Raw genomic sequence first — 20,535 nt, forward strand, 5'->3', positions numbered from 1 at the left:
GTAACTGCTATGGGCCGTGTAGGGGTTTTATTGCTAAATCTGGGAGGGCCAGATCAAATAGAGGATGTCCGTCCCTTCCTGTTTAACCTATTTTCCGATCCAGAGATTATCCGCCTACCGTTTCCCTGGTTGCAGAAACCCTTGGCATGGCTGATTTCCTCCATGAGAGCTAAGAAATCTCAGGCAAATTACCAGCAAATTGGTGGCGGCTCTCCCCTGCGTCGCATTACAGACGAGCAAGCCCAAGCCCTGCAAAAGAACCTGCAAGAAAAGGGGAAAGATGCCCATGTCTATGTGGGAATGCGTTACTGGCACCCGTTCACCGAAGAAGCCATTGCCAGAATTAAGCGTGACCAGATTGAACAGCTGGTGATCTTGCCCCTCTATCCTCAATTTTCAATTAGCACCAGCGGTTCCTCGTTCCGGCTGCTAGAAAAACTGTGGCTAGAAGATCCATCTCTCGAACGGCTGGAATATACAGCAATTCCTTCCTGGTACAACCGGCCCGGCTATCTGCAAGCAATGGCCCAACTGATTACCCAAGAATTAGACCAGTCTCCCAACCCTGATAACGTTCACATTTTCTTTAGCGCCCACGGTGTTCCTGTCAGCTACGTTGAGGAAGCCGGCGATCCCTACCAAGAAGAGATTCAACACTGCACCGAGTTGATTATGCAGACGCTCAACCGGCCTAACCCTCACACCTTAGCCTATCAAAGTCGTGTGGGTCCGGTGGAATGGCTCAAGCCCTATACAGAGGATGCTATTAAGGAACTGGCAGCCGAGGGCGTTGAGGATTTGCTGGTTGTGCCGATCAGTTTTGTCTCAGAACATATCGAGACGCTGCAAGAAATTGATATGGAGTATCGGGAATTGGCGGAGGAAGCCGGTATTCATAACTTCAAGCGCGTGCCGGCGCTCAATACGCACCCCGTATTTATTGACGATCTGGCTAATTTAGTCATTGAAGCCCTTGAGACTCCTGGCTTGCAGTTGGCTTCTGTGATGCACCCCAAGAAACAGGTGAAGATGTATCCTCAAGAACGCTGGGAGTGGGGCATGACCACCACCGCTGAAGTGTGGAACGGGCGTCTCGCCATGCTGGGCTTCCTGGGATTGATGGTGGAGTTAATCACCGGCCACGGCCCTTTGCACTTTATTGGGTTACTGTAACGCTTAAACATTAACCGGCAATTGAACCTCTGAATGCACCCTTTTAGCTCAGTTTTAATGGTTCAACCCTTTTTCTTTTAAGAGGCTCTATATTGCTCCCCCTCAAACCTTTTTTTATAGGTCAATCAGGGGGAATTTTTATTATTCCATCGGGAAAGACGATTATTTAGCAATTGCTTGGCCGGCTCCAATTGCATCATTGCTGTTAAGACCCATTTGACCCAGCAGGCTGTCTTCATCCCAGCTAGCGCCTTTGAGATTTACACCCGCTAAGTTAGCTTTCTCTAAAAGCACCCCATTCAGCTTGGCATCCATTAAATTAGCGCCACTCAGGTTAGCATGACTCAAATTAGCATTACTCAAATCTGCAACACCGAGATTGGCGTTCGTTAGATTCGCACCCTTTAAATTAGCTTGATTTAAATTAATATAACAAAGATTAGCATCTCCTAACTCAGCATTACTTAGGTTGCTATTAGTAAAATTTGCCTCAAATAAATTGGCATTAATAAGATTGATATTAATCAGATTCGTATTGGTTAAATTGGCTTGAAACAGATTAGCTTCACGCAAATTAGCCTGACTTAAGTTTGCACCGCTCAAATCAGCTTGAGCTAAATCGGCACCTTGAAGATTAGCACGACTAAGATCACATCCCTGACATTGTTTAGTTTTCAGTAATTGTTGAACGTGTGCGGGATTTTCTGCTTTCACCGGCACAGCTAAACAAAGTGTTGCCGGCAGCACGAAAGCAATTAAAAAGCTTAATTTCATATTCTCCTCATTTATAACGCTTGCACTTTAGTCTTCCCGCCGGCAGGCTAACCCTACCACAGCGTTATAAATTCAGCTTTTCCACCTAAGTTGCATGATTATCTACCGTTTAACTCCTTGGAATTTATAAACTTTTTTAACGGCAAATATCAAAAAAGCAAAAAAAAACTGGCTCATCGCCAGTTGTTACGTTCAGCTTATTGTTGCCATCACTATCACATTTAGTGAGAGTACAGTGTACTGCTAGCGCACCAACCCAATTCCATTGGTGAGATTAGCACCTTTAACCCCAAGTAGATTCGCGCCATACAAATTAGCCGCGTTAAGATTTGCCTTAAACAAATCAGCACCTCTCAAGTTAGCTCCATTAAGATTTGCCCTAAACAAATCAGCATTTCTTAAATTGGCACTAATTAAATCAGCACCTTGCAGGTTAGCCGCATTCAAGTTCGCATTGGTTAAAATTGCTTCATCAAATTTAGCATTCACTAAATTCGCGACCGATAAATCGGCTGTGTCTAAATTCGCTTTACTGAGGTTTGCACCACTCAAGTTGGCACCTTTTAAATTCGCACCACTTAAATTAGCGCCGGCCAGATTTGCATTCGAGAGATTGGCACCTCTAAGATCAACATTTGCCAAATCTACACCGCTCAGATTCGCACCACTTAAATTAGAACCCGGCCCGCGTCTCGTTTCTATTAACTGCTGCACCTGGACTGGATTTTCTGCCACCGCCGGCATCATTAAACCCAATGTCGTTGCAAGCACTGCTGTCGCCGCTAAAAGTTTGAGTTTCATCTTTCCTATCCTTCTATCACCCGTATTTTTGCGTAAGCTGCCGGCAAATCGTTTACAGCCGGCTTGTCATATTTGTCGTTTACTATAAGTCAGCCAAAAATTGTTTAAGCTTGACATTTCCGTGTATATACTTAAATTAACATAAAGTTTTAAAATCTGGCAACTTCACACTGAGTGATATTAAGAAACCCCTGTTTATAAAACTGACTAAAATTCTCAAAATTTAGCTAAAAATCAGCCAATTTTTAATTCTGCGTGAATTCTCAATTGGCTGCCATCCTCTCATAAATTTGACAAGTTTTTGGCCGGAGAGAGAGAGGGAGTTAGACTTGTTGAGAAAGGTGCAAGATGGGAGTTTTAAACGACTAAGATTCCTGCTGCCTCAGATTTTCAGATAATTTCGGCTCGCTGAGCCTGAATAAAACCCAAATTCTTAGGTTCTGTGGACATTTCAGCGCAGAGTTCAAGGTGCCGGCAAAGCAGAGACAACGTCAGTAATTCCGAGTTAATTTCTCAAAGCGAGAAAAAACTCAACAATGCTGCTTGAGTTTGCCACATAAACTCTCAATCAAGTTGCGCTCAAGTGCCTGGATGAGGGGATTCTCGTATCCGGTTATATAATCTTAATAAAAATATTGATAAGTTTGTAGTTGCGATGGGCGATAAAGCGCAACTACAAGTCTAATTATGGGTCATTAATCGGACATGATAGAAGCCCGTGATCGCTCCTAGATAAAGCCGAAACGATCACGGTTGAGGCGTTAGATGACGTTGATAAAGTCTGTTTGAGTAATCAGACTAGAATTGGTGTTCGCTAGGATTGCCAGCACCTCACCACCATTGTTGCTGATCAAGGTATTGCCGTTGCTAGAACTAATGCTCAGTTGCCCAAAAGTGAGTCCTCCGGCTAAACCGAGCTTGTCTTCACCATCAATGAAATCCTGAATGGTGTCTGTGCCACTTTGGGTCATCAGCACAAAGATGTCGCTCCCCAGTCCACCAGCTAGTAAATCGTTGCCGCGCCCACCATACAGCCGATCTTTGCCCTCGCCACCTTGCAAGTTATCGATTCCATTGCCACCCGACAAGATATCGTCTCCTGCTAAGCCGAGTAGGATATCCGCCCCATTACCACCATTGAGGATGTCATCCCCGACGGTGCCACTAACAGGATCTTTGCCATTACCACCATTTAGGGTTGTACCGACTAGCAGCGTCACGATTGCAGAGTCACCTCCTCCGTTACCATCGCTGAGCAGATACTCAAAGCTGGCACTGCTGGCATTTGCACTGGCGGTGAAGACGACATTGCCACTACTATCGAGGGCAACGGTACCATTTTGAGCGTTGCTAACATTGGTGAGGCTGAGCGTGTCACCTTCAATGTCAGTATCGTTAGCCAGCAGATCAGCCGCCAGGATAGTTTTGGGTGTGCTTTGTCGAGCCGTCACAATGTCAGAGACAGCATCTGGATTATCATTGACAGCATTGACTGTGAGGTTAATGGTAGCCGTGCTGGTTGCTCCAGCGTGATCGCTGAGGGTGTAAGTGAAGCTATCAGTCCCGTTGTAGTTGGCGTTGGGGGTGTAGGTGTAAGTGCCATCGCTATTGTTAACCAACCCACCTTTACTCGGTTGCGTGGCAGCCGAAATGCTGAGACTATCGCCTAAATCAACATCGGCATCGTTGCCTAAAAGACTTGCTGCACTGATGACCAAAGGCACATCTTCGGCAGTTGTGATGCTGTCGTTGCTGGCAATGGGAGTATCGTTAACCGCAGCCAGGGTGAAGGATTGGGTAGCTTCTGTGTTACCGCCGTTACCATCAGAGACGTTGTAGGTGAGGTTGACACTGCCGTTGTAGTTTGCAGTTGGGGTGAAGCTCCAAGTGCCATTGTTATTGTTCACCAAGCTGTCGTTGTTGGCAGTGAGGTTGGAGACGAAAAGGGTATCGCCGTCTACATCAGTGAAACCTGTGAGTAAGTCGGTTTGGCTGATGTTGTAAATGGTATCTTCCATGCCAGCAGCGAGGGTGGCTTTTGTCCCTGTCAGAGTGGCTGCATCGTTAACCGCCGCTAGATTGAAGCTATTGGAGGCATCAACCGAGAGGGAACCATCAGTGACTTTGTAGTTGACGGTCACTGCACCGTTGTAGTTGTTTGCCCCAGTGATGGTGAAGCTACCATCTTCGTTCTCCACAAAGCTGCCGTTGCTGGTGGCAAAGTTGGTGATAGACAGTGTATTTTCATCGACATCGCTGAAGCCAGCTAGCAGTTGTGCTTGGCTGATGGTGTAAGCCGTGTCTTCTGTTCCAGTAACTAGAGATGCTGTAGCAGCACCTGTGGGTGCATCGTTGACCGCAGCTAGGTTGAAGCTGTTGGAGGCATCGACTGAGAGGGAACCATCAGTGACTTTGTAGTTGACGGTCACTGCACCGTTGTAGTTGTTTGCCCCAGTGATGGTGAAGCTACCATCATTGTTCTCCACAAAGCTGCCGTTGGTGGTGACAAAGTCGGTGATAGACAGTGCATTCTCATCGACATCGCTGAAGCCAGCTAGCAGTTGTGCTTGGCTGATGGTGTAAGCCGTGTCTTCTTTTCCAGCAACTAGAGATGCTGTAGCAGCACCTGTGGGTGCATCGTTGACCGCAGCGAGGTTGAAGCTGTTGGAGGCATCAACCGAGAGGGAACCATCACTGACTTTGTAGTTGAGGGTCACTGCACCGTTGTAGTTGTTTGCCCCAGTGATGGTGAAGCTACCATCTTCGTTCTCCACAAAGCTGCCGTTGCTGGTGGTTAAGTTGGTGATAGACAGTGCATTCTCATCGACATCGCTAAAGCCAGCTAGCAGTTGTTCTTTGCTGATGGTGTAAGCCGTGTCTTCCGTGCCAGCAACCAGAGATACAGTAGCAGCACCTGTGGGCGCATCATTAACCGCCGCTAGGGTGAAGAATTGGGTAGCTGGTGTGCTACCGCCTTGACCATCAACAACTTTATAGCTAAGGTTGACTGTGCCGTTGAAGTTGGCAGCAGGAGTGAAGGTGTAGGTGCCATTGTTGTTCTTAACCAAGCTGCCGTTGCTGGCACTTAGGTCAGAAACAGAGAGACTATCTCCATCCACATCGCTGAAACCTTGCAGCAAGTCAGCAGCGTTAATCGTGTAAGCCGTATCTTCTGTACCTGCAACCAGTGCTGCTGGTGTACCAGTTAGACTCGGTGCGTCGTTCGTATTGGCGATCACTAGGGAAAACACATCACTGACAGAGGCTTGTCCATCAAATGCAGTAACGCGAACGCTGATTGTCCCCACATCACCATTTTCCGGTGTTCCAGTAAAGGTTTTAGTGGTTGCGTTGAAGCTTAGCCAACTGGGTAGTGGATTGCCATTTTCTAGCGAAGCTGTGTAAGTTAGGCTGTCAGCATCTACATCAGCAAAAGTGCCATCAGGAATTGTGAAGTTGAAGGGTGCGTCTTCGCTTGGCGTTTGGTTAGTAATCGCATCACTCACAACAGGTGCATCGTTAACCGGGGCAACATTGACTGTAATGGTATTGGGTGTTGGGTCAAGATTGGCTCCTCCACTTGCTGTGCCTCCGTTATCTTCTACCTGGAAGGTAAAAGACATGTAGCTGTTACTATTTGAGTTAGGAGCGGGCGTGAACTTCAGGTTTCCAGCAATAATGTCGCTGACATTCACAAAGGTACCTGCACTTACAGCCAAATTATTGAGGGTCAGGCTACCAGCTGTAGGAATTGTGGTGAGACGAACTCGGTTGAACGCATTACCATCAATGTCACTAAACCCAAAGTCAGGCACAACGAAGGTATAGGTTGTGTCTTCATTGGTTGTGAGGGTTTTGTTGCTACCAGACGGTGCTTCGTCTCCGAAATTGACGTTAACAACAAAAGTCTCACCGGCAGTGAAGGATGCTCCTTTCCAGTTGATATAGATGTTATTGGCATCAAACGTTGTAGTAACTTTGGAGCTATTGTCCGTTACCCCTGTGATTGGGCTTACCACTCCACTAAAATCGGTAATGCGAAAGCCATTAAAATCTACGGACCCATTCCAACCTACATTATTAGTTAGAGTAACCGTTATTTGGTTCGCATCAACATCTACCACAAAATAGTTATAAATTCCTGTAAACTCTGGAGGCTCAATCACGGTAGATCTGGCATTGTCTCCCAAATAAGAGTTAAAGCTTGGAAAGACATACTGATACTCAACTTGCTTTCCCAGAAACCCGTAATTTCCACTAGCACTTTCTATATCAACATTTGCGTCATTGACAGTAATTGTGCGTTGATCATTTTCAGCATGAATGCGTTCCAGAGCGGTATCAGTCAGCGGCTGACCAGTGACAAAGGCTGAGAAAAGTTCCCCTTCATCTCCTGGTGTGTCACTGGTGTTGATCTGATTGTCTAGTGAGTGACCGATTTCTTCTAGTAGTACCGCTGCGATCTGATCTGCTGTTGCATTTACCAGAAAATCGGCATTGATATAGATTTTGCCTGTCTCTGCTGAGAAGCCTCCTTGTATCCCAGACATGGAGGTACTATCTAATACTTGAATTTCTGGGAGTTGGGAGAAATCATTAGCTTGCCATGCTTGCTGAATTACTTCCGCTTGAGCGAGATCGTATTCCGTACCAAAAACACTGTCGAAAACTGTCTTGAAGTTTTCGCTTTGGGCAAAGCCTTGAAGTTGCTGCTGAGCTAGACGCAGAGAATCGGTCAAAATACCTTCGTTTAGGCTAGTCATGGGTTAATCTCAACTTGATAAATAAGGGAACGGCAGCAAAAATTAGAGCGGCAAGGTCAATTACCGCGCCTTCTTAACGGGAGCAAGAATCTTTTAGTTCACGGGGAACTGGTTAAAGCAAATGCTTGGTCTAGTAGAGGCTGTAACCACAGCCGGGACGAGCGGTAGACGAAATCCTGATTTCAGTAATCTTACGAGCTAATAACTTTCACCCTAATTTCTCACAAGTTCGCGATTACATTCCTCGAAACCTTTACCTAGAATGGGTTTCGGATATTCTTGACAGACCTGGAATTTTGACGGAGTGTTGAACGCCTGATTTGACCGTCAATCTAGGTTTTAAAAGCCTTTGGAAATCGTGGTGAGAAATTTGGGTCTCACGCTCAGTCTGTTTAGCTGAACCAGGAATTTTTACTCCGTGAATATACCTCTTAAGATAGATGACGCAAAATCTAATATCTACGGCTTTACACGATCTTCTCATATCTCTTTACAAGAAATTTATATTTCTGTAGGCATTTCAGCGCAGCCAGATCAAGGCACCGGCACTGTTGGGATGCCGGCAAGTGCCAAAAATCTCGGATGAGTCGTTCAACCTGATATCAGGTGTTGCTACAGCGCCAAGAAGTCAGTTAGAAGGAAAATTGTGTTTGTACAGTCCCCACATAGATATTTGGGTTGTCGTCAAAATTATTGGCGTTGCCGACAAAGTAAAAAGCAGGAAGAATCGCAATGTTATCCGTCATCGGCAAATAATAAGTCAGCTCAACCTCATACTCGACCCCACGATCACCGGCTCCTGAAACCAAAAATTGCCGGCCATCCAAAACACTAAATGGCACTACATAAGATAGTGTCGCCAGCGCCCCCCGTTTACCGAGATCGGGGAAAGCAACACCTAATTGCACCGACTGCGCCTTAATCTCGCCACTTTCCACACCCCTCGTTGCCGGTTCTAAATGGGTGTTTGCGTAAGTATACCGGCCAAAAAAGCCCAACCGGGGTGTCGCTAACCAATCAAAATTAAATCCAAAAACGTCGGCGGTGGCATCTTCAAGCGCCCCACCAAAACCGTCATCTGCCACCCCCATAATCGGTCGAGTTCTAATTTGTCCGTCAACCGGCTGAATGGTTGAGCGATCATAGAGGAACCTGAGATTAATCGTTCGGATAGGAGAGTAAGTCACTTGAGCCGTAAAAGCACGGGTGCCATTAAATAACCCTGTGCTTGGACTGCCGGCAGCAGGACTTGCGACATACCCTAAATTCAGATTCAACTGTTCATTTAAACGCCAAAGCACGAAGGCACCGGCACCCCTTGCGGGATCTTGGACAAGGGGGCTGCCAAACGTATTGTTGCCGGTTGCGCCTTTGCCAACGCCAGAGGTAAAGGCGTTTGTGTCAAAATAGCGGAGCCATAAGACTCGCGGAGCCACCACGACTTGCAAAGAATCGTTCACGGGAAACGAGTAGGCCGCTTCTGACAAAACCACATCATTGGCAGTTGCACTGGGCGTTAAGTCTAAAACGGGTGAGCCAAACGTGTTGTAAAAACCGGCAGACGTATAGTAATTTGCAGAAGTATTGCCATTGCCGGCTTGCAAAGTCATAAACAAACTATCCTTGCCGGTGAAGGATGTAGTCAGAAACAAGGCAATGCTCTGACTGACGGTAAGGTTGGCATCGTCCTCAACTCTCGTCACAATCGGCTTGCCATCCGCCCCCCGCGCCGCCGTACTAAAAATGTCATTGGGGTCAGTTCTTTCAACTCTGACATCTCCGCCGGCATTTGCTTTCGCCACATTGAAACTGATCAAGCCGTTGAGCTTGGTTGTTGTGGAAAACTGATTCGCCTCTAGTTCATCCCCCCGTGCTTGTAACGTATCAATTCGCGCCCGTACTTGCGCCAATTCTGTACTAAAATCTGCGCTCAAACGTTGCAGTGTCGTTAAATCTTCCTGACGCACCCTCTCTGGCTCACTTGTGGCGAGTAGTTGATTTATGGTTTCTAGGGCTGCATTCAAACCGGCAGCGAATTCGTAGCGCGTCATCGCCCGGTTGCCGCGAAAGGTTCCATCTGGATAGCCGGATATCGCACCGTAGCGCTCAACTAAGTTTTGCAGCGCTTGGAATGCCCAATCTGTAGGCTGCACATCCGACAATTGAGAAACAGAAGTCAACTGAGCGAGTGGATCGCTCAATTCCTCTGCGCCAGCATTTATCTGGGAAGCGTCTATTGTCATCAGCGCTTTTTTCGGCGTAATGCGAGGCGCTGCCAGCACACTGAGGGAATTCAAATTCAATGGTTGTGAGACAGCCGGTGTGGAAGGGAGGGAAGAAGCCGGCAGACTGTGAGTTTTTGGCTTAGTTTGCGTAATTTGTGCAACTAATTTCTTCTCAATGCCCTCGCGCTCCTGTCCTTGTGTCGCCAAGATCCCTGCGCTCTGAAGATTTTGTGTGCCTGTGCCGCAACTGGTTTCACCGGCACAGTGTTGTATCTCTTCTACTGAGCTTGCAGAGCTACAGCAAACTGGCAGTATTGGCTCAGCAGCAAAAACGCCAGTGGTAGCAAGCAAAGTACATCCCACAATTGGAGGACAAAGTTTCAAAGCCACCCAAAAAATATTAGTCATAATATCTGTGTTCTTCTAGTTGTCTGTGGTGAGCGTTTTGACAGCTAGTAGTGCACCAAGGGCGACCGTAACGAAGCGCTTCTTTAAGGTAGATAGCGAAAACCGCTCACTTCACGGATAAAATTGTAGTAATTTTGCGCCTATTCGGTCTTTTTTTTAATAATTTGGTTGCAAATCTTATTTGTCGCACACGGTGAGGGGAGAGCCGGTGAATGCGAGATGGAGTAAATTTTGCTTAATCTTTAGACTCAATCGGGATTTCTTTTATAGCGGCGGGGATTTTTAGCCGGCCCTTGTTTGACATACCAGTTATACCACTCCTTAGAACTGCGAATGGCCAGCCAGAGGAGGATTAAAGCAATTAAGCCTCCCTGTGTGGGAGCATCAAAAGCGAACAGAACTAGGGAAATGCAGAGGATATCCTGCGCTAGAATCACCGACAAGGGTAATCCGCGCAGCCGGTAAAACCAGCCGGCTTGAACCAGTTGCAACACCAGTGCCAGCAAACCCCCGACTAGCCCAATAATCCACACAAATACAGGCGGTGGGGCATTTGGTTGGGCGAAGGTTGCCTCAGCAATTGCCATGCCCATAATCGCACCCACAATTGGGCTAAATAAAAGTTGGACAATTTGCAGGACGCGCTGCCCCAAAAACTTTTTAGAAGCAAATAGCTCAAACAGCGACCAACTAACCAACACTCCCAGAACCACCGGCGGCGAGATCCGAGATAACAACGGCACACGAGACCACAGCTTATCACTTTCTAATAAGCCAATTAACAGGAGGGGCAGGGCGATCCTCATTCCCCCTGCCGCAGACGCAGAGAGCGCGGCTAGGAGTTCTATCATAACGGGACTTCAATTTACACTAAACATTGCTTGACGCTCAGCGACCTTCGATCACCCTGCCAGCTTGGGTTGAGTGGACAATTGCCTTTGAAAACAAAGCTGGGATTGATGCCAAACCCATACTTTTAGTCTATAGCTTCGATCTCTGTTGTGCAGCAACAATATTATTGTTCGCAGACAGGATTTCCTCACCCGCAAGGATATTCTAGTGCTGGATGCTCGTTCGTTCTGGGGTTTCCTCCCATTCTTTTTGCCATTTTCTCAATATCAGCAGTCCTTGGGGATTGACACGCCGGCGAGGGCAGGGAGGAGAATGCCGAATTATTCCCGGCTCCCTGAAGTCGTCATAAATCGTAAATAAACAAACGAATCAGCATAGCCTGATATTATTTGACATTTTGTGTAAATCGATACAATAATTGAAATAGAGAGATTTAAAAACCTTTTCTCTCTAATTAGGTTTTGTTATAAGTATCAATTCAACAAGCCCCAGTGTTGGATGTTTGGATGGGGAAATTTGCGAATCACCGGCTCTCCTGTTTGTTCGGTTTAGATTAACCGGAATCAGCGAAAGCCTCTGAATTGTGGTGCAAATATAACTGCAAAACTGTAGGGTCATCATCGCACAAAGTCCCTGCAAAAATGCAATGTGCGGATTGCCACTGGTAAAAGGAGCAAATACTTAAATGTCAGAATCACTATTTGCAGATGCTAGTAAGAGACTAGAAAAAGCTTTAAAATATGCGTCAGTTTCTGAAGATGCGATCGAACGCTTAAAATATCCGAAAACCAGTTTAAGCGTCTCTATACCTGTACGGATGGATAATGGCTCTTTGCGAATTTTCCAAGGCTATCGGGTTCGCTATGACGATACGCGAGGGCCGGGGAAAGGCGGGGTGCGATATCATCCGAATGTTTGCATGGATGAAGTGCAATCTTTAGCCTTTTGGATGACATTTAAATGTGCAGTCTTAAACTTACCGTTTGGCGGTGCAAAAGGCGGGGTGACGGTTAATCCCAAAGAACTTTCCAGACTGGAATTGGAACGTTTGAGCCGGGGTTACATTGATGCGATCGCAGACTTTATCGGCCCGGATGTCGATATTCCTGCCCCAGATGTTTATACGAACCCGATGATTATGGGTTGGTATATGGATCAGTACAGTATTATTCGGCGTCAACTGTCTCCAGCCGTTGTCACCGGCAAGCCACTTGCCATTGGGGGAAGTTTGGGGCGCGATACCGCAACCGCAGCCGGCGCATTTTATGCCATCGAAGCGCTGATGCCCAAATTTGAGCAGCCACCGGAAGCCACAACTGTTGCCGTGCAAGGTTTTGGCAATGCAGGCGCACATTTGGCACAAATGCTTTCAAAAGCCGGTTATAAAGTCGTGGCAGTGAGTGATTCCCAAGGGGGAGTTTATGCCAAAAAGGGCTTAGATATTCCCAGCATCCGCCGGTTCAAAGATTCTCATAAAGGTATCCAAGCGATTTACTGCGAAGATACTGTTTGCAATGTTATTGAACATGAAGTGATTACCAATGAGGAACTTTTAGGCTTAGACGTAGATATTTTGATTCCCGCTGCCTTAGAAAATCAAATTACTGAGGCGAATGTCAATAGCATCAAGGCTAAGTATATTTTTGAAGTTGCGAACGGCCCAACTACTTCTGGTGCAGATAAAATTCTAGAAGAAAAGGGCGTTTATGTATTTCCAGATATTTTGGTGAATGCCGGCGGCGTCACAGTTAGCTATTTTGAGTGGGTGCAAAATCGCAGCGGATTTTACTGGACACTCGACGAAGTTAATCACCGCTTGAAAGTGAAAATGGTTGAGGAAACTCAGCAAATTTGGAAAATCGCGCAGGAACTGTCTATCTCAATGAGAACAGCCGCTTATGTCCATGCTTTAAACCGGCTGGGTGAAGCATTAAGCGCTAAAGGAACTAGAGATTATTACATCAATAGCTAATCTCCAAACCCTCGCGTCTAAAATAAACCTCTTGCAAAAATCTTAAAAGTCCGCAAACAAACGCATCAACCCGTTTTTTGCAAGAAATCTAAGTTGACGAAAGGCAAAAGAAAGAAATTTTTCTTTTGCCTTTTTTCTATTGAATTTAGTCACAATTTCTTGGTTGCCAGAAGACTAAAAACTCGCCGGCTTAGAAATCCGTATCAGAGGCGGGTTGCCGGCGTTTCCGCTAAAATCCAGAAAACGCCTTATCTGGGTTCTCATGAATAACATCCTCCTGAACCGGCGCAACTGCCTGACTAAACTTTCAGTTGCCAGTCAATTAATCGTATCCAGTCTGTTTTTGGGTCTTGCCGGCAACTTGGGTATGTCAGTCAGCGCACAGCCATCCATCGCGCCGGTGGTGGCCCAATCTCAACCGGCCCCCGCAACGAACCCTGTTGCCCAGAAAATACTGGGGCAATGGCAAGCAAAAGATCCATCAGGACAGGATCTGCTGATGTTCGTCTTTGCGCCAGAAAACAAACTCTATATCGTCCTTCCCTCTCCTGAAAAGCCGGCCCCTGCGGTTGAGATGCGCTATCGCATTGATGCCGCCCAGAACCCCATGCACCTAGATGTGCAAATTAATAGTGATGATACGGTGATGACCGTGTTTGAGGTCAGCCCCGATGGCAAGATGCGCTTGCAACTCGACGGCACCAATCCCGGAGTACCCAGACCAACAGCACTAACGGACGCAGCAACAGTATTCGAGAAGGTTTCTGACGCCACGACGGTGCCGGCAGATTCTGAAGTGGTGGGGTTTGAAGAGCAAAAAGGGATGGCCCAGCAAAGCGAAGCCAGACTGTTTATGAGTGCGCTGAATAGAGCACAGCAGGCTTATTTTTTGGAAAATAATAAATTCGCAGCAGCGATTGAGGAACTAGGTCTGGGGATTAAGCCAGAGACGGAGTTTTATCGCTACCAAATTGTGCCTCAAGGCGATGCGACCAAAAGTGTGCTGATGACCGCGCAAGCAAAAAGTGAGGAATTGAAAAGCTACAGCGGCGCAGTCTTTATGATGACAGTTAATCCTGGTGAGGCAGTGGCTGAGGACCTTACTATTCCCGTTCTGTGTGAAACCGAGCAACCCTCCACCTCACCTCCCCCGATGCCAACCGCCCCTAGCACTGCAACTGGGCAAGGTCAGTGTCCGGCTGGGTCTGTAGCTGTAACATTGCGTTAGGTATATAGCGGCGCAACGTACTCACCGTAACCGTTATAAGGCAGGGTCGGGCGTTTTTCCCAAGTTAATGCCGGCCCTGGCCCAACCATTCGTTCACTTGCCTGCGACCAGCGGGGGTGGGGTTTGGTGGGGTTGACGTTGGCCTCGAAGTCATACTCGCTGGGGATTAGGCTGTTCCAAAAGGTGGCCGGTTGCTGGTCAAGGAATTCGATTTTGACGATGGATTTAGCTCCTTTAAAGCCATATTTCCAGGGCGTAACCATGCGGATAGGAGCACCGTGTTGTTTGGGGAGGGTGTGGCCATAGATGCCGGTGGCAAAGAATGCCAGATCATTTGCCATCTCCTCGATCCGCAGTCCTTCGGTATAAGGCCAAGGCAACTCGCCAAAATGTAAGGGTCCAGGGGTAATTTTCGGGTCGTAGAAAGAGGTGAAGCGAACAAATTTAGCAGCGGAGGAGGGTTCTACATCTGCAATCAGCTGTTTCATGGGGAATCCAATCCACGGCACCACCATTGCCCAAGCTTCTACACAGCGGAATCGGTAGATACGTTCTTCAACGGGAAATTTTTTCTGGAGATCGTCTAAGTCATAGGTGCGGGGATTTTTGACCAAACCTTTGACTTCAACTTTCCAATCTTCGCTTGGCAAAGCTTGGGCGTTTTCCCAAATGGCTTTGGTGCCGCCAAATTCGTAAAAGTTATTGTAAGTAGAGGCGAGAGATTCGTCAGTGAGAGTCCTGTCAACTTTGTCAAATTTGGGATTGCGTTGAACGGAACTCAAATCCTTAGTGCCGGCAGCCGGATTGATTTTCGTTTTGGTTTTGCTCTCGCAGCCAAGTACCGGCAGAATCGTGGCACCTAAGCCGGCACCGATCAGGGTTTTGACGAAGCGACGCCGGTTGAAAAATACATCTTCAGAGGTCACTTCTCGCTCTGGAATTTCCCAAATTTTAGGAATGCGGATCAGTACCATCGAAAAGTAACTCCATCTTTAATCCAGCACAATATTAATGATATCAAATAATTTTAATAATTTTTAATTCTAGAATTTGAATTCTTCAGGAACTCGTGAGTGTCCCCAAATTTAGCTCTTTGCTAAGGATTTTAATGCCTTTATAAGGCTGTCGTAAAATTTTTTATACTAATTTTTGGAACAGAAAACGTGTTGAGCATTATAACCATGCCGGCAGATGCTAAAGCTATCAGTACGGGAATTGCTCATCCAATTTCACAAAAACTCGACTCGTCCAATCATATCTGCCGGCATATACACTTCATAAATCAAAACCAGACTTTCGATAATCTGTCCAATTGTACGGCTTCCTTGCCGGCAATAAGCAATCCCCGGATGCTTGCTAGTTTGACTAGCAATGATTAAGAAATCCTCATCTTGCGTGAAAATTACACGCCCCTCAGCCCGGATATATGCCAACTGCGCCTCATCACGTTGAGTTCGCGATCCTGCCTCAACTGTTGTTGTTACATCAATGCCCCGGCGGCGCAGCTCACCGGCAATAACAGATGTAACCTGCTCATCAAGATGAAAGCAAATTTTCTTACTCACCCCGGATTGCCTTCAGCTTTTCCTGCAAAGGAGAGGGTGGAGTATTGCGCCTCATTTCTTCAACAAATGCCTCGCCTTCTGCCCTGTGGCGATCAATCTCTTCTTGATGCTCGTAATAGTATGCCATCGCCCCATGAACGGATGCTGGAGATAAATTGTAGTTAGTTGCAATTTCTTCTATAGATTGTTCCATCTCCAGATACATGACTGCGATATGTTCAACCGCTATTCGATGGCCGGCTATACGTGGTTTTCCCCCCAGCACTCCTGGAGTCATTTCGATATGTTCGTGACTAATTTGTTCCACAAAATACCTCATTAACGTCTAATATTTTTTTGAAATTTTATACTACTGAACTTCAATCTGACTTCTTATCCACTCCCGAAATAACCGCAGCAAAGCCTTTTCTTTCGTTGTTTTCCTCAGTTCCAAAAATCGCTCGATTTCAGCTTGTGGAAGAAAAGGAAAAGTCGGGGAATAATTGCATTCTGCATATTCATTTCCCTGTAATTGGTAAATGATTAAACGAGTTCCGTCATAACGCCAAACTTCCGCTACACTTAAACTTGCGTATAATGCGAGCCGATTAATTGAACTGCTGGCAATGTCAATCTCAATGACTAAATCTGGTGGAGGATCTGTATTGAGGTCAATTTGTTCTTTGTTCCAAACTAAATCCTCGTTCTGGATGTAGTAGCACTGATCAGGTTCTAATCCGCGCTCCAAATCTTCACGCTTACAGGTTCTTGAACCTAGGCTGTAAATATCAGTATCCAATTCTTCACTTAGGGTTTCTACAAAACGCCCTAAGATTTTTTTATACTTTTTATGTGGATCTAAAGGCGTCATGATTTCTAAAGTTCCTCGATCATAAGTCAAGCGAATTCCTGGCTGTTCTGCTAAATCTTGCACGAGGAATTCATAAGTCTGCCAGCTAATATTTTTTAGCAGAACTCCAGAAGTGGGATTTTGAATCAGGGTGGTTGTCATTGCTTATCGATACCTGCCTGATAATTTTTCTAAAACCGGCTTGTGGTTTGTTCTCTATTTCAACAATAATCTCGACCCACTCACCGCAGTTGATACAGAAATTATATCAAATGTCAAAGCTCACCGGCATTCAGTGTCAAAAATGTAGCCGGCTATCCTCTTTGAGACAACCAGCCTCTTAATTTCTAATTTTCTTGCTTAATCACAACTGATTAACTATTCCCTGGTAAATTATTGAGTTTTTGCACAAATTTATACCGCTTTCTCGTAGGCTTTGTTAAATAATTCAGTCGCATCCTCATGCCGGTTTAACTTCGACATCATTTATTTATCAGATGCTTGTCTTGTGTTCCCTCAATGGCAGTGAATAAATCTTAAAATAAGCTTATGAATCAGGCTTAATTTATATTTTTGTGTTTTTATGCCGGCAAAAATTAGAAAATTTAGCTCGATGTTTAGCTCAGGGCAGACATCAAAGATTAAAATAAGAAAAAATAACACCAGCACCAGCGAACTCTTCTGAATTAGGGAAATTAGACACAATGAGTATGGGGAATTGGGATTTTACTTGACGCAATGTCGGCAATGTGAATGACCGCAAGCAAACGTAGCGAAATGTAAAATCATATTGCAAGGATTTTAAAAATCTTTAAAAATCCTCTACAACTGAATCAGAGCTTTACACTAGAAATTTAAACGAACGTTGCGAGGGACAATATGAATAATCCGAATGGATATCGTTTAGTCTGCACCCTGACCTTTGGTGATATTTACGGTCAAATCATCGTTTGGTTAATCGTCATCTTCATCAGCCTAGCCACCGCACTCGCCCTGTGGAGTAGCACTCGCCAAATCTACGCACTGGCAACCGTTGGACTCATCCTTGTCCTCTCTCTCCCCTTCCTGCTATTTGCCTTCGTCACCACCCTGCTGAATCATATCGAGTTCGCGCCGGTAGAAACCTCACCACAACCAGAGCCGGTGGGCAATGTACCCACTCAGAAAACCGTCCAAGCCACAAGCTGAATAGCGGCGCAAATAAGAGGGGAAGACTGGAAGGCGTCCTCGATGCCGTATTCCCCATGCCCTATTCCCCATTCCCCATGCCCTATATAAAAACTTCCCTGCCTTTTGGCGGGGAGTTTTTTTCAGTGGGTGAGCGTAAATAGAGAAAGAAGCAGATATTAAGCAAAATATGTTAGAGCATGATGTGATTATTGTTGGCGGTGGATTAGCCGGCTGTCGCGCCGCCGTCGAAATTGCCCGCACCGATCCGAATTTAAAAGTTGCTGTGGTGGCGAAAACCCACCCGATTCGCTCTCACTCGGTTGCCGCCCAAGGTGGCATGGCTGCCTCACTCAAAAATGTTGATTCCGAGGACGATTGGAAAGCCCACGCCTTTGATACCGTCAAGGGTTCAGACTATCTTGCCGATCAAGATGCTGTAGAAATTCTTGCCAAAGAAGCGCCCGACGTGGTGATTGATTTGGAACACATGGGCGTTTTGTTCTCCCGGTTGCCCGATGGACGTATTGCCCAGCGTGCCTTTGGGGGGCATTCTCACAACCGCACCTGCTATGCGGCTGACAAAACCGGCCACGCAATTTTACACGAATTGGTCAACAACCTGCGCCGGTATGGCGTCCACATCTATGATGAGTGGTACGTCTTGCAGATGATCCTGGAAGACGGGCAAGCTAAAGGCGTTGTCATGTACCGCATTGAAGATGGCAAGCTAGCTGTACTCCGCGCAAAGGCGGTGATGTTTGCCACCGGCGGTTATGGTCGTGCTTACAATACCACCTCGAATGATTATGCCTCCACCGGCGACGGGTTGGCGATGTCTGCCCTCGCCGGCATTCCTTTGCAGGATATGGAGTTTGTGCAATTCCATCCCACCGGCTTGTATCCTGTGGGGGTGTTGATTTCTGAAGCCGTGCGCGGTGAAGGTGCCTATTTAATCAATAGCGAGGGCGATCGCTTCATGGCAACTTACGCCCCCAGTCGCATGGAACTCGCGCCGCGTGATATTACTTCTCGCGCCATTACTAAAGAAATTCGCGCAGGACGTGGTATTCATCCGGATGGCAGCGCCGGCGGCCCTTTTGTGTATCTGGATTTGCGTCACATGGGGCGTGAGAAAATTATGCTTCGGGTTCCCTTTGCCTGGGAGGAAGCACACCGGCTGCTGGGAATTGATGCGGTTGAGAAACCAATGCCGATCCGTCCGACTGTTCACTACTCGATGGGCGGAATTCCCGTCAATATTGAGGGCAAGGTGCGAAGTGGGGTTGATGGGTTTGTCGAAGGCTTATTTGCTGCCGGTGAGGCGGCTTGCGTATCCGTTCACGGCGCAAACCGGCTGGGAAGTAATTCCCTGCTGGAATGTGTGGTGTATGGCAAGCTGACAGGCGCTGCGATCGCTCAATATGTGCAAACTCGCAAGTTGCCGCAAGTGGATGAGCAACGCTATCTGACTGCTGCGGTTAAACAAATTCAATCCCTGTTAAATCAAGCCGGTAAACTTCGCATCGGGCAGTTGCGTCAATCTTTCCAAGATTGCATGACGGATCATTGCGGGGTGTTTCGTACTGAAGAAACAATGCGCGAAGGTTTAAATCAACTGGAAGCGTTAGAGCAACAATACCAAAAAATCTATTTAGATGATAAGGGAAGTTGCTGGAATACTGAAATTCTTGAGGCGATTGAACTTCGGAATTTAATGATTGTGGGTAAGGTGATTCTTACTTCTGCACTAAGCCGGCAAGAAAGTCGCGGCGCTCATTGTCGAGAAGATTTCACCAAACGCGATGATGAGAATTTCTTGAAACATACCCTCGCTTTTTATTCGCCGGCTGGCATTGATTTGCAATACCGACCTGTTGCTATTACCATGTTCCAACCCCAGGAACGGAAATATTAAGCTGCCGGCATTACATTTGCGTTCTTGTACTCAGAGAAAACGGGGAGAAAGATAGATAAACGTTAGGGTGCCGGCATCTCCTAAAATAAGATGCCGGTGCTTGCAATCTTTAATAATGCTGCCACTGACTGAACTCGCCCTAGGATTCGCCTCGTTCTCTTTAAAGGAATTTAAATATTAGCGCGAAAATTTATTTTTTGGCTGGATTGCTAGACGCTTTAGAAATTGTGGCAAGATTAACTAGGAAAAATCCTAAATTTATCTAACTAACCATGAATAGCTACCGAATTGTTTCAGAACTGAATGAGCAGCAAGTTTCAGAACTGACAGAATTGTATGCACATGAAGTTTGGAGTCAAAACAGAAGCCGAGAAGATGTGGTGAAGATGTTAGCGGCTTCAGATGTTGTAATCGGATTGATAGATGATTCTGATCATCTCATCGCGTTCATTCGCGTCTTAACAGATTTTGTCTACAGAGCATTTATTTACGATGTGATTGTGAAGTCTAGCCATAGAAATCAAGGTGTGGGGAAAAAGTTAATGGATTCTGTTGTCGAGCATCCTCAATTGCAAACGGTGGAACGTTTAGGTTTGTCCTGTCTGCCAGAGATGATACCGTTTTACGAGCGCTGGGGTTTTACATCTGAAGTGGGTGGAGTTCAGTTGATGGCTCGCATTAATCAGAATCCCGCCCGATAACATATTTTATCTCGTTATAAAATTGAATAGCATTAGGAGCGATCTACCCCAAAATACAAACTGTTTTCATTGGCGGCTAAAAGTAACATCAATAAAAAGTAAGGTAAGGGTTTATTGTGGAAGATTTTGCTACAATTTTTCGAGGTAATTGGCAAGATT

Annotated in this window: 17 protein-coding genes; 8 read left to right on the top strand and 9 right to left on the bottom strand. The window is 46.3% G+C overall.

Features of this window, described 5'->3' with window-relative positions:
• The first annotated feature begins 9 nt into the window (after positions 1 to 9).
• On the top strand, positions 10 to 1,173 hold the full coding sequence (gene hemH, locus H6F56_RS22295) for a ferrochelatase (protein ID WP_190673018.1): 1,164 nt from the start codon (positions 10 to 12) through the stop codon (positions 1,171 to 1,173).
• Between the two features lie 162 nt (positions 1,174 to 1,335).
• Here hemH and H6F56_RS22300 read toward each other — a convergent pair whose 3' ends face one another.
• The 3 genes from H6F56_RS22300 to H6F56_RS22310 all read right to left on the bottom strand — a co-directional run bounded on the left by H6F56_RS22300 (position 1,336) and on the right by H6F56_RS22310 (position 7,511).
• The gene (locus H6F56_RS22300) at positions 1,336 to 1,947 is read right to left on the bottom strand and encodes a pentapeptide repeat-containing protein (protein ID WP_190673022.1); all 612 of its coding nucleotides are present in this window, start codon (positions 1,945 to 1,947) and stop codon (positions 1,336 to 1,338) included.
• Between the two features lie 243 nt (positions 1,948 to 2,190).
• The gene (locus tag H6F56_RS22305) at positions 2,191 to 2,748 is read right to left on the bottom strand and encodes a pentapeptide repeat-containing protein (RefSeq protein WP_190673025.1); all 558 of its coding nucleotides are present in this window, start codon (positions 2,746 to 2,748) and stop codon (positions 2,191 to 2,193) included.
• Between the two features lie 761 nt (positions 2,749 to 3,509).
• A complete protein-coding gene (locus H6F56_RS22310; protein WP_190673028.1) occupies positions 3,510 to 7,511 on the bottom strand; it encodes a cadherin-like domain-containing protein in 4,002 nt (1,333 codons plus the stop codon).
• Between the two features lie 418 nt (positions 7,512 to 7,929).
• On the opposite strand from H6F56_RS22310, the gene H6F56_RS22315 reads away from it, so the two are divergent.
• Entirely contained in the window at positions 7,930 to 8,097 is a 168-nt protein-coding gene (locus tag H6F56_RS22315; RefSeq protein ID WP_190673031.1) for a hypothetical protein, read from the top strand.
• Between the two features lie 46 nt (positions 8,098 to 8,143).
• Here H6F56_RS22315 and H6F56_RS22320 read toward each other — a convergent pair whose 3' ends face one another.
• Together H6F56_RS22320 and H6F56_RS22325 are read right to left on the bottom strand one after the other, a co-directional pair.
• Positions 8,144 to 10,144: an iron uptake porin gene (locus tag H6F56_RS22320; protein ID WP_190673034.1), complete on the bottom strand. Its 2,001-nt coding sequence runs from the start codon at positions 10,142 to 10,144 to the stop codon at positions 8,144 to 8,146.
• Positions 10,145 to 10,392: 248 nt separating this feature from the next.
• Complete coding sequence (locus H6F56_RS22325; protein ID WP_190673037.1) at positions 10,393 to 10,995, bottom strand: DUF4126 domain-containing protein; 603 nt, start codon at positions 10,993 to 10,995, stop codon at positions 10,393 to 10,395.
• 686 nt (positions 10,996 to 11,681) lie between these two features.
• Between H6F56_RS22325 and H6F56_RS22330 the strand changes: the two genes are divergently transcribed.
• Entirely contained in the window at positions 11,682 to 12,968 is a 1,287-nt protein-coding gene (locus H6F56_RS22330; RefSeq protein WP_190673039.1) for a Glu/Leu/Phe/Val family dehydrogenase, read from the top strand.
• Between the two features lie 262 nt (positions 12,969 to 13,230).
• On the top strand, positions 13,231 to 14,196 hold the full coding sequence (locus tag H6F56_RS22335) for a type IV pilin-like G/H family protein (protein WP_190673041.1): 966 nt from the start codon (positions 13,231 to 13,233) through the stop codon (positions 14,194 to 14,196).
• On the opposite strand, the gene msrP is transcribed toward H6F56_RS22335, so the two are convergent.
• The 4 genes from msrP to H6F56_RS22355 form a co-directional block, all read right to left on the bottom strand.
• Positions 14,193 to 15,170 (bottom strand): protein-methionine-sulfoxide reductase catalytic subunit MsrP, encoded by a 978-nt coding sequence (msrP, locus tag H6F56_RS22340; protein ID WP_190673043.1) that lies wholly within the window; start codon positions 15,168 to 15,170, stop codon positions 14,193 to 14,195. The two genes, H6F56_RS22335 and msrP, sit on opposite strands and share 4 nt — an antisense overlap.
• Before the next feature lie 255 nt (positions 15,171 to 15,425).
• Positions 15,426 to 15,761, bottom strand: a complete 336-nt coding sequence (locus tag H6F56_RS22345) for a DUF5615 family PIN-like protein (RefSeq protein ID WP_190673046.1) — start codon at positions 15,759 to 15,761, stop codon at positions 15,426 to 15,428.
• Positions 15,754 to 16,068 (bottom strand): DUF433 domain-containing protein, encoded by a 315-nt coding sequence (locus H6F56_RS22350; RefSeq protein WP_309236613.1) that lies wholly within the window; start codon positions 16,066 to 16,068, stop codon positions 15,754 to 15,756. The genes H6F56_RS22345 and H6F56_RS22350 overlap by 8 nt, the downstream gene beginning before the upstream one ends.
• A 42-nt stretch (positions 16,069 to 16,110) precedes the next feature.
• On the bottom strand, positions 16,111 to 16,752 hold the full coding sequence (locus H6F56_RS22355) for a Uma2 family endonuclease (RefSeq protein ID WP_190673052.1): 642 nt from the start codon (positions 16,750 to 16,752) through the stop codon (positions 16,111 to 16,113).
• On the opposite strand from H6F56_RS22355, the gene H6F56_RS26015 reads away from it, so the two are divergent.
• The 4 genes from H6F56_RS26015 to H6F56_RS22370 all read left to right on the top strand — a co-directional run bounded on the left by H6F56_RS26015 (position 16,742) and on the right by H6F56_RS22370 (position 20,376).
• Positions 16,742 to 16,900: a hypothetical protein gene (locus H6F56_RS26015; RefSeq protein ID WP_206753422.1), complete on the top strand. Its 159-nt coding sequence runs from the start codon at positions 16,742 to 16,744 to the stop codon at positions 16,898 to 16,900. The genes H6F56_RS22355 and H6F56_RS26015 overlap by 11 nt on opposite strands.
• A gap of 569 nt (positions 16,901 to 17,469) precedes the next feature.
• Positions 17,470 to 17,778: a hypothetical protein gene (locus H6F56_RS22360; protein WP_190673055.1), complete on the top strand. Its 309-nt coding sequence runs from the start codon at positions 17,470 to 17,472 to the stop codon at positions 17,776 to 17,778.
• 169 nt (positions 17,779 to 17,947) lie between these two features.
• Positions 17,948 to 19,675 carry a succinate dehydrogenase/fumarate reductase flavoprotein subunit gene (locus H6F56_RS22365; RefSeq protein ID WP_190673058.1) on the top strand — a complete coding sequence of 576 codons (1,728 nt, stop codon included), beginning with the start codon at positions 17,948 to 17,950 and terminating at the stop codon, positions 19,673 to 19,675.
• 272 nt (positions 19,676 to 19,947) lie between these two features.
• Positions 19,948 to 20,376: a GNAT family N-acetyltransferase gene (locus H6F56_RS22370; RefSeq protein WP_190673061.1), complete on the top strand. Its 429-nt coding sequence runs from the start codon at positions 19,948 to 19,950 to the stop codon at positions 20,374 to 20,376.
• Positions 20,377 to 20,535 lie beyond the last annotated feature (159 nt).

Origin of the sequence: Microcoleus sp. FACHB-672 (assembly GCF_014695725.1) — a bacterium.
Lineage (GTDB): Bacteria > Cyanobacteriota > Cyanobacteriia > Cyanobacteriales > Oscillatoriaceae > FACHB-68.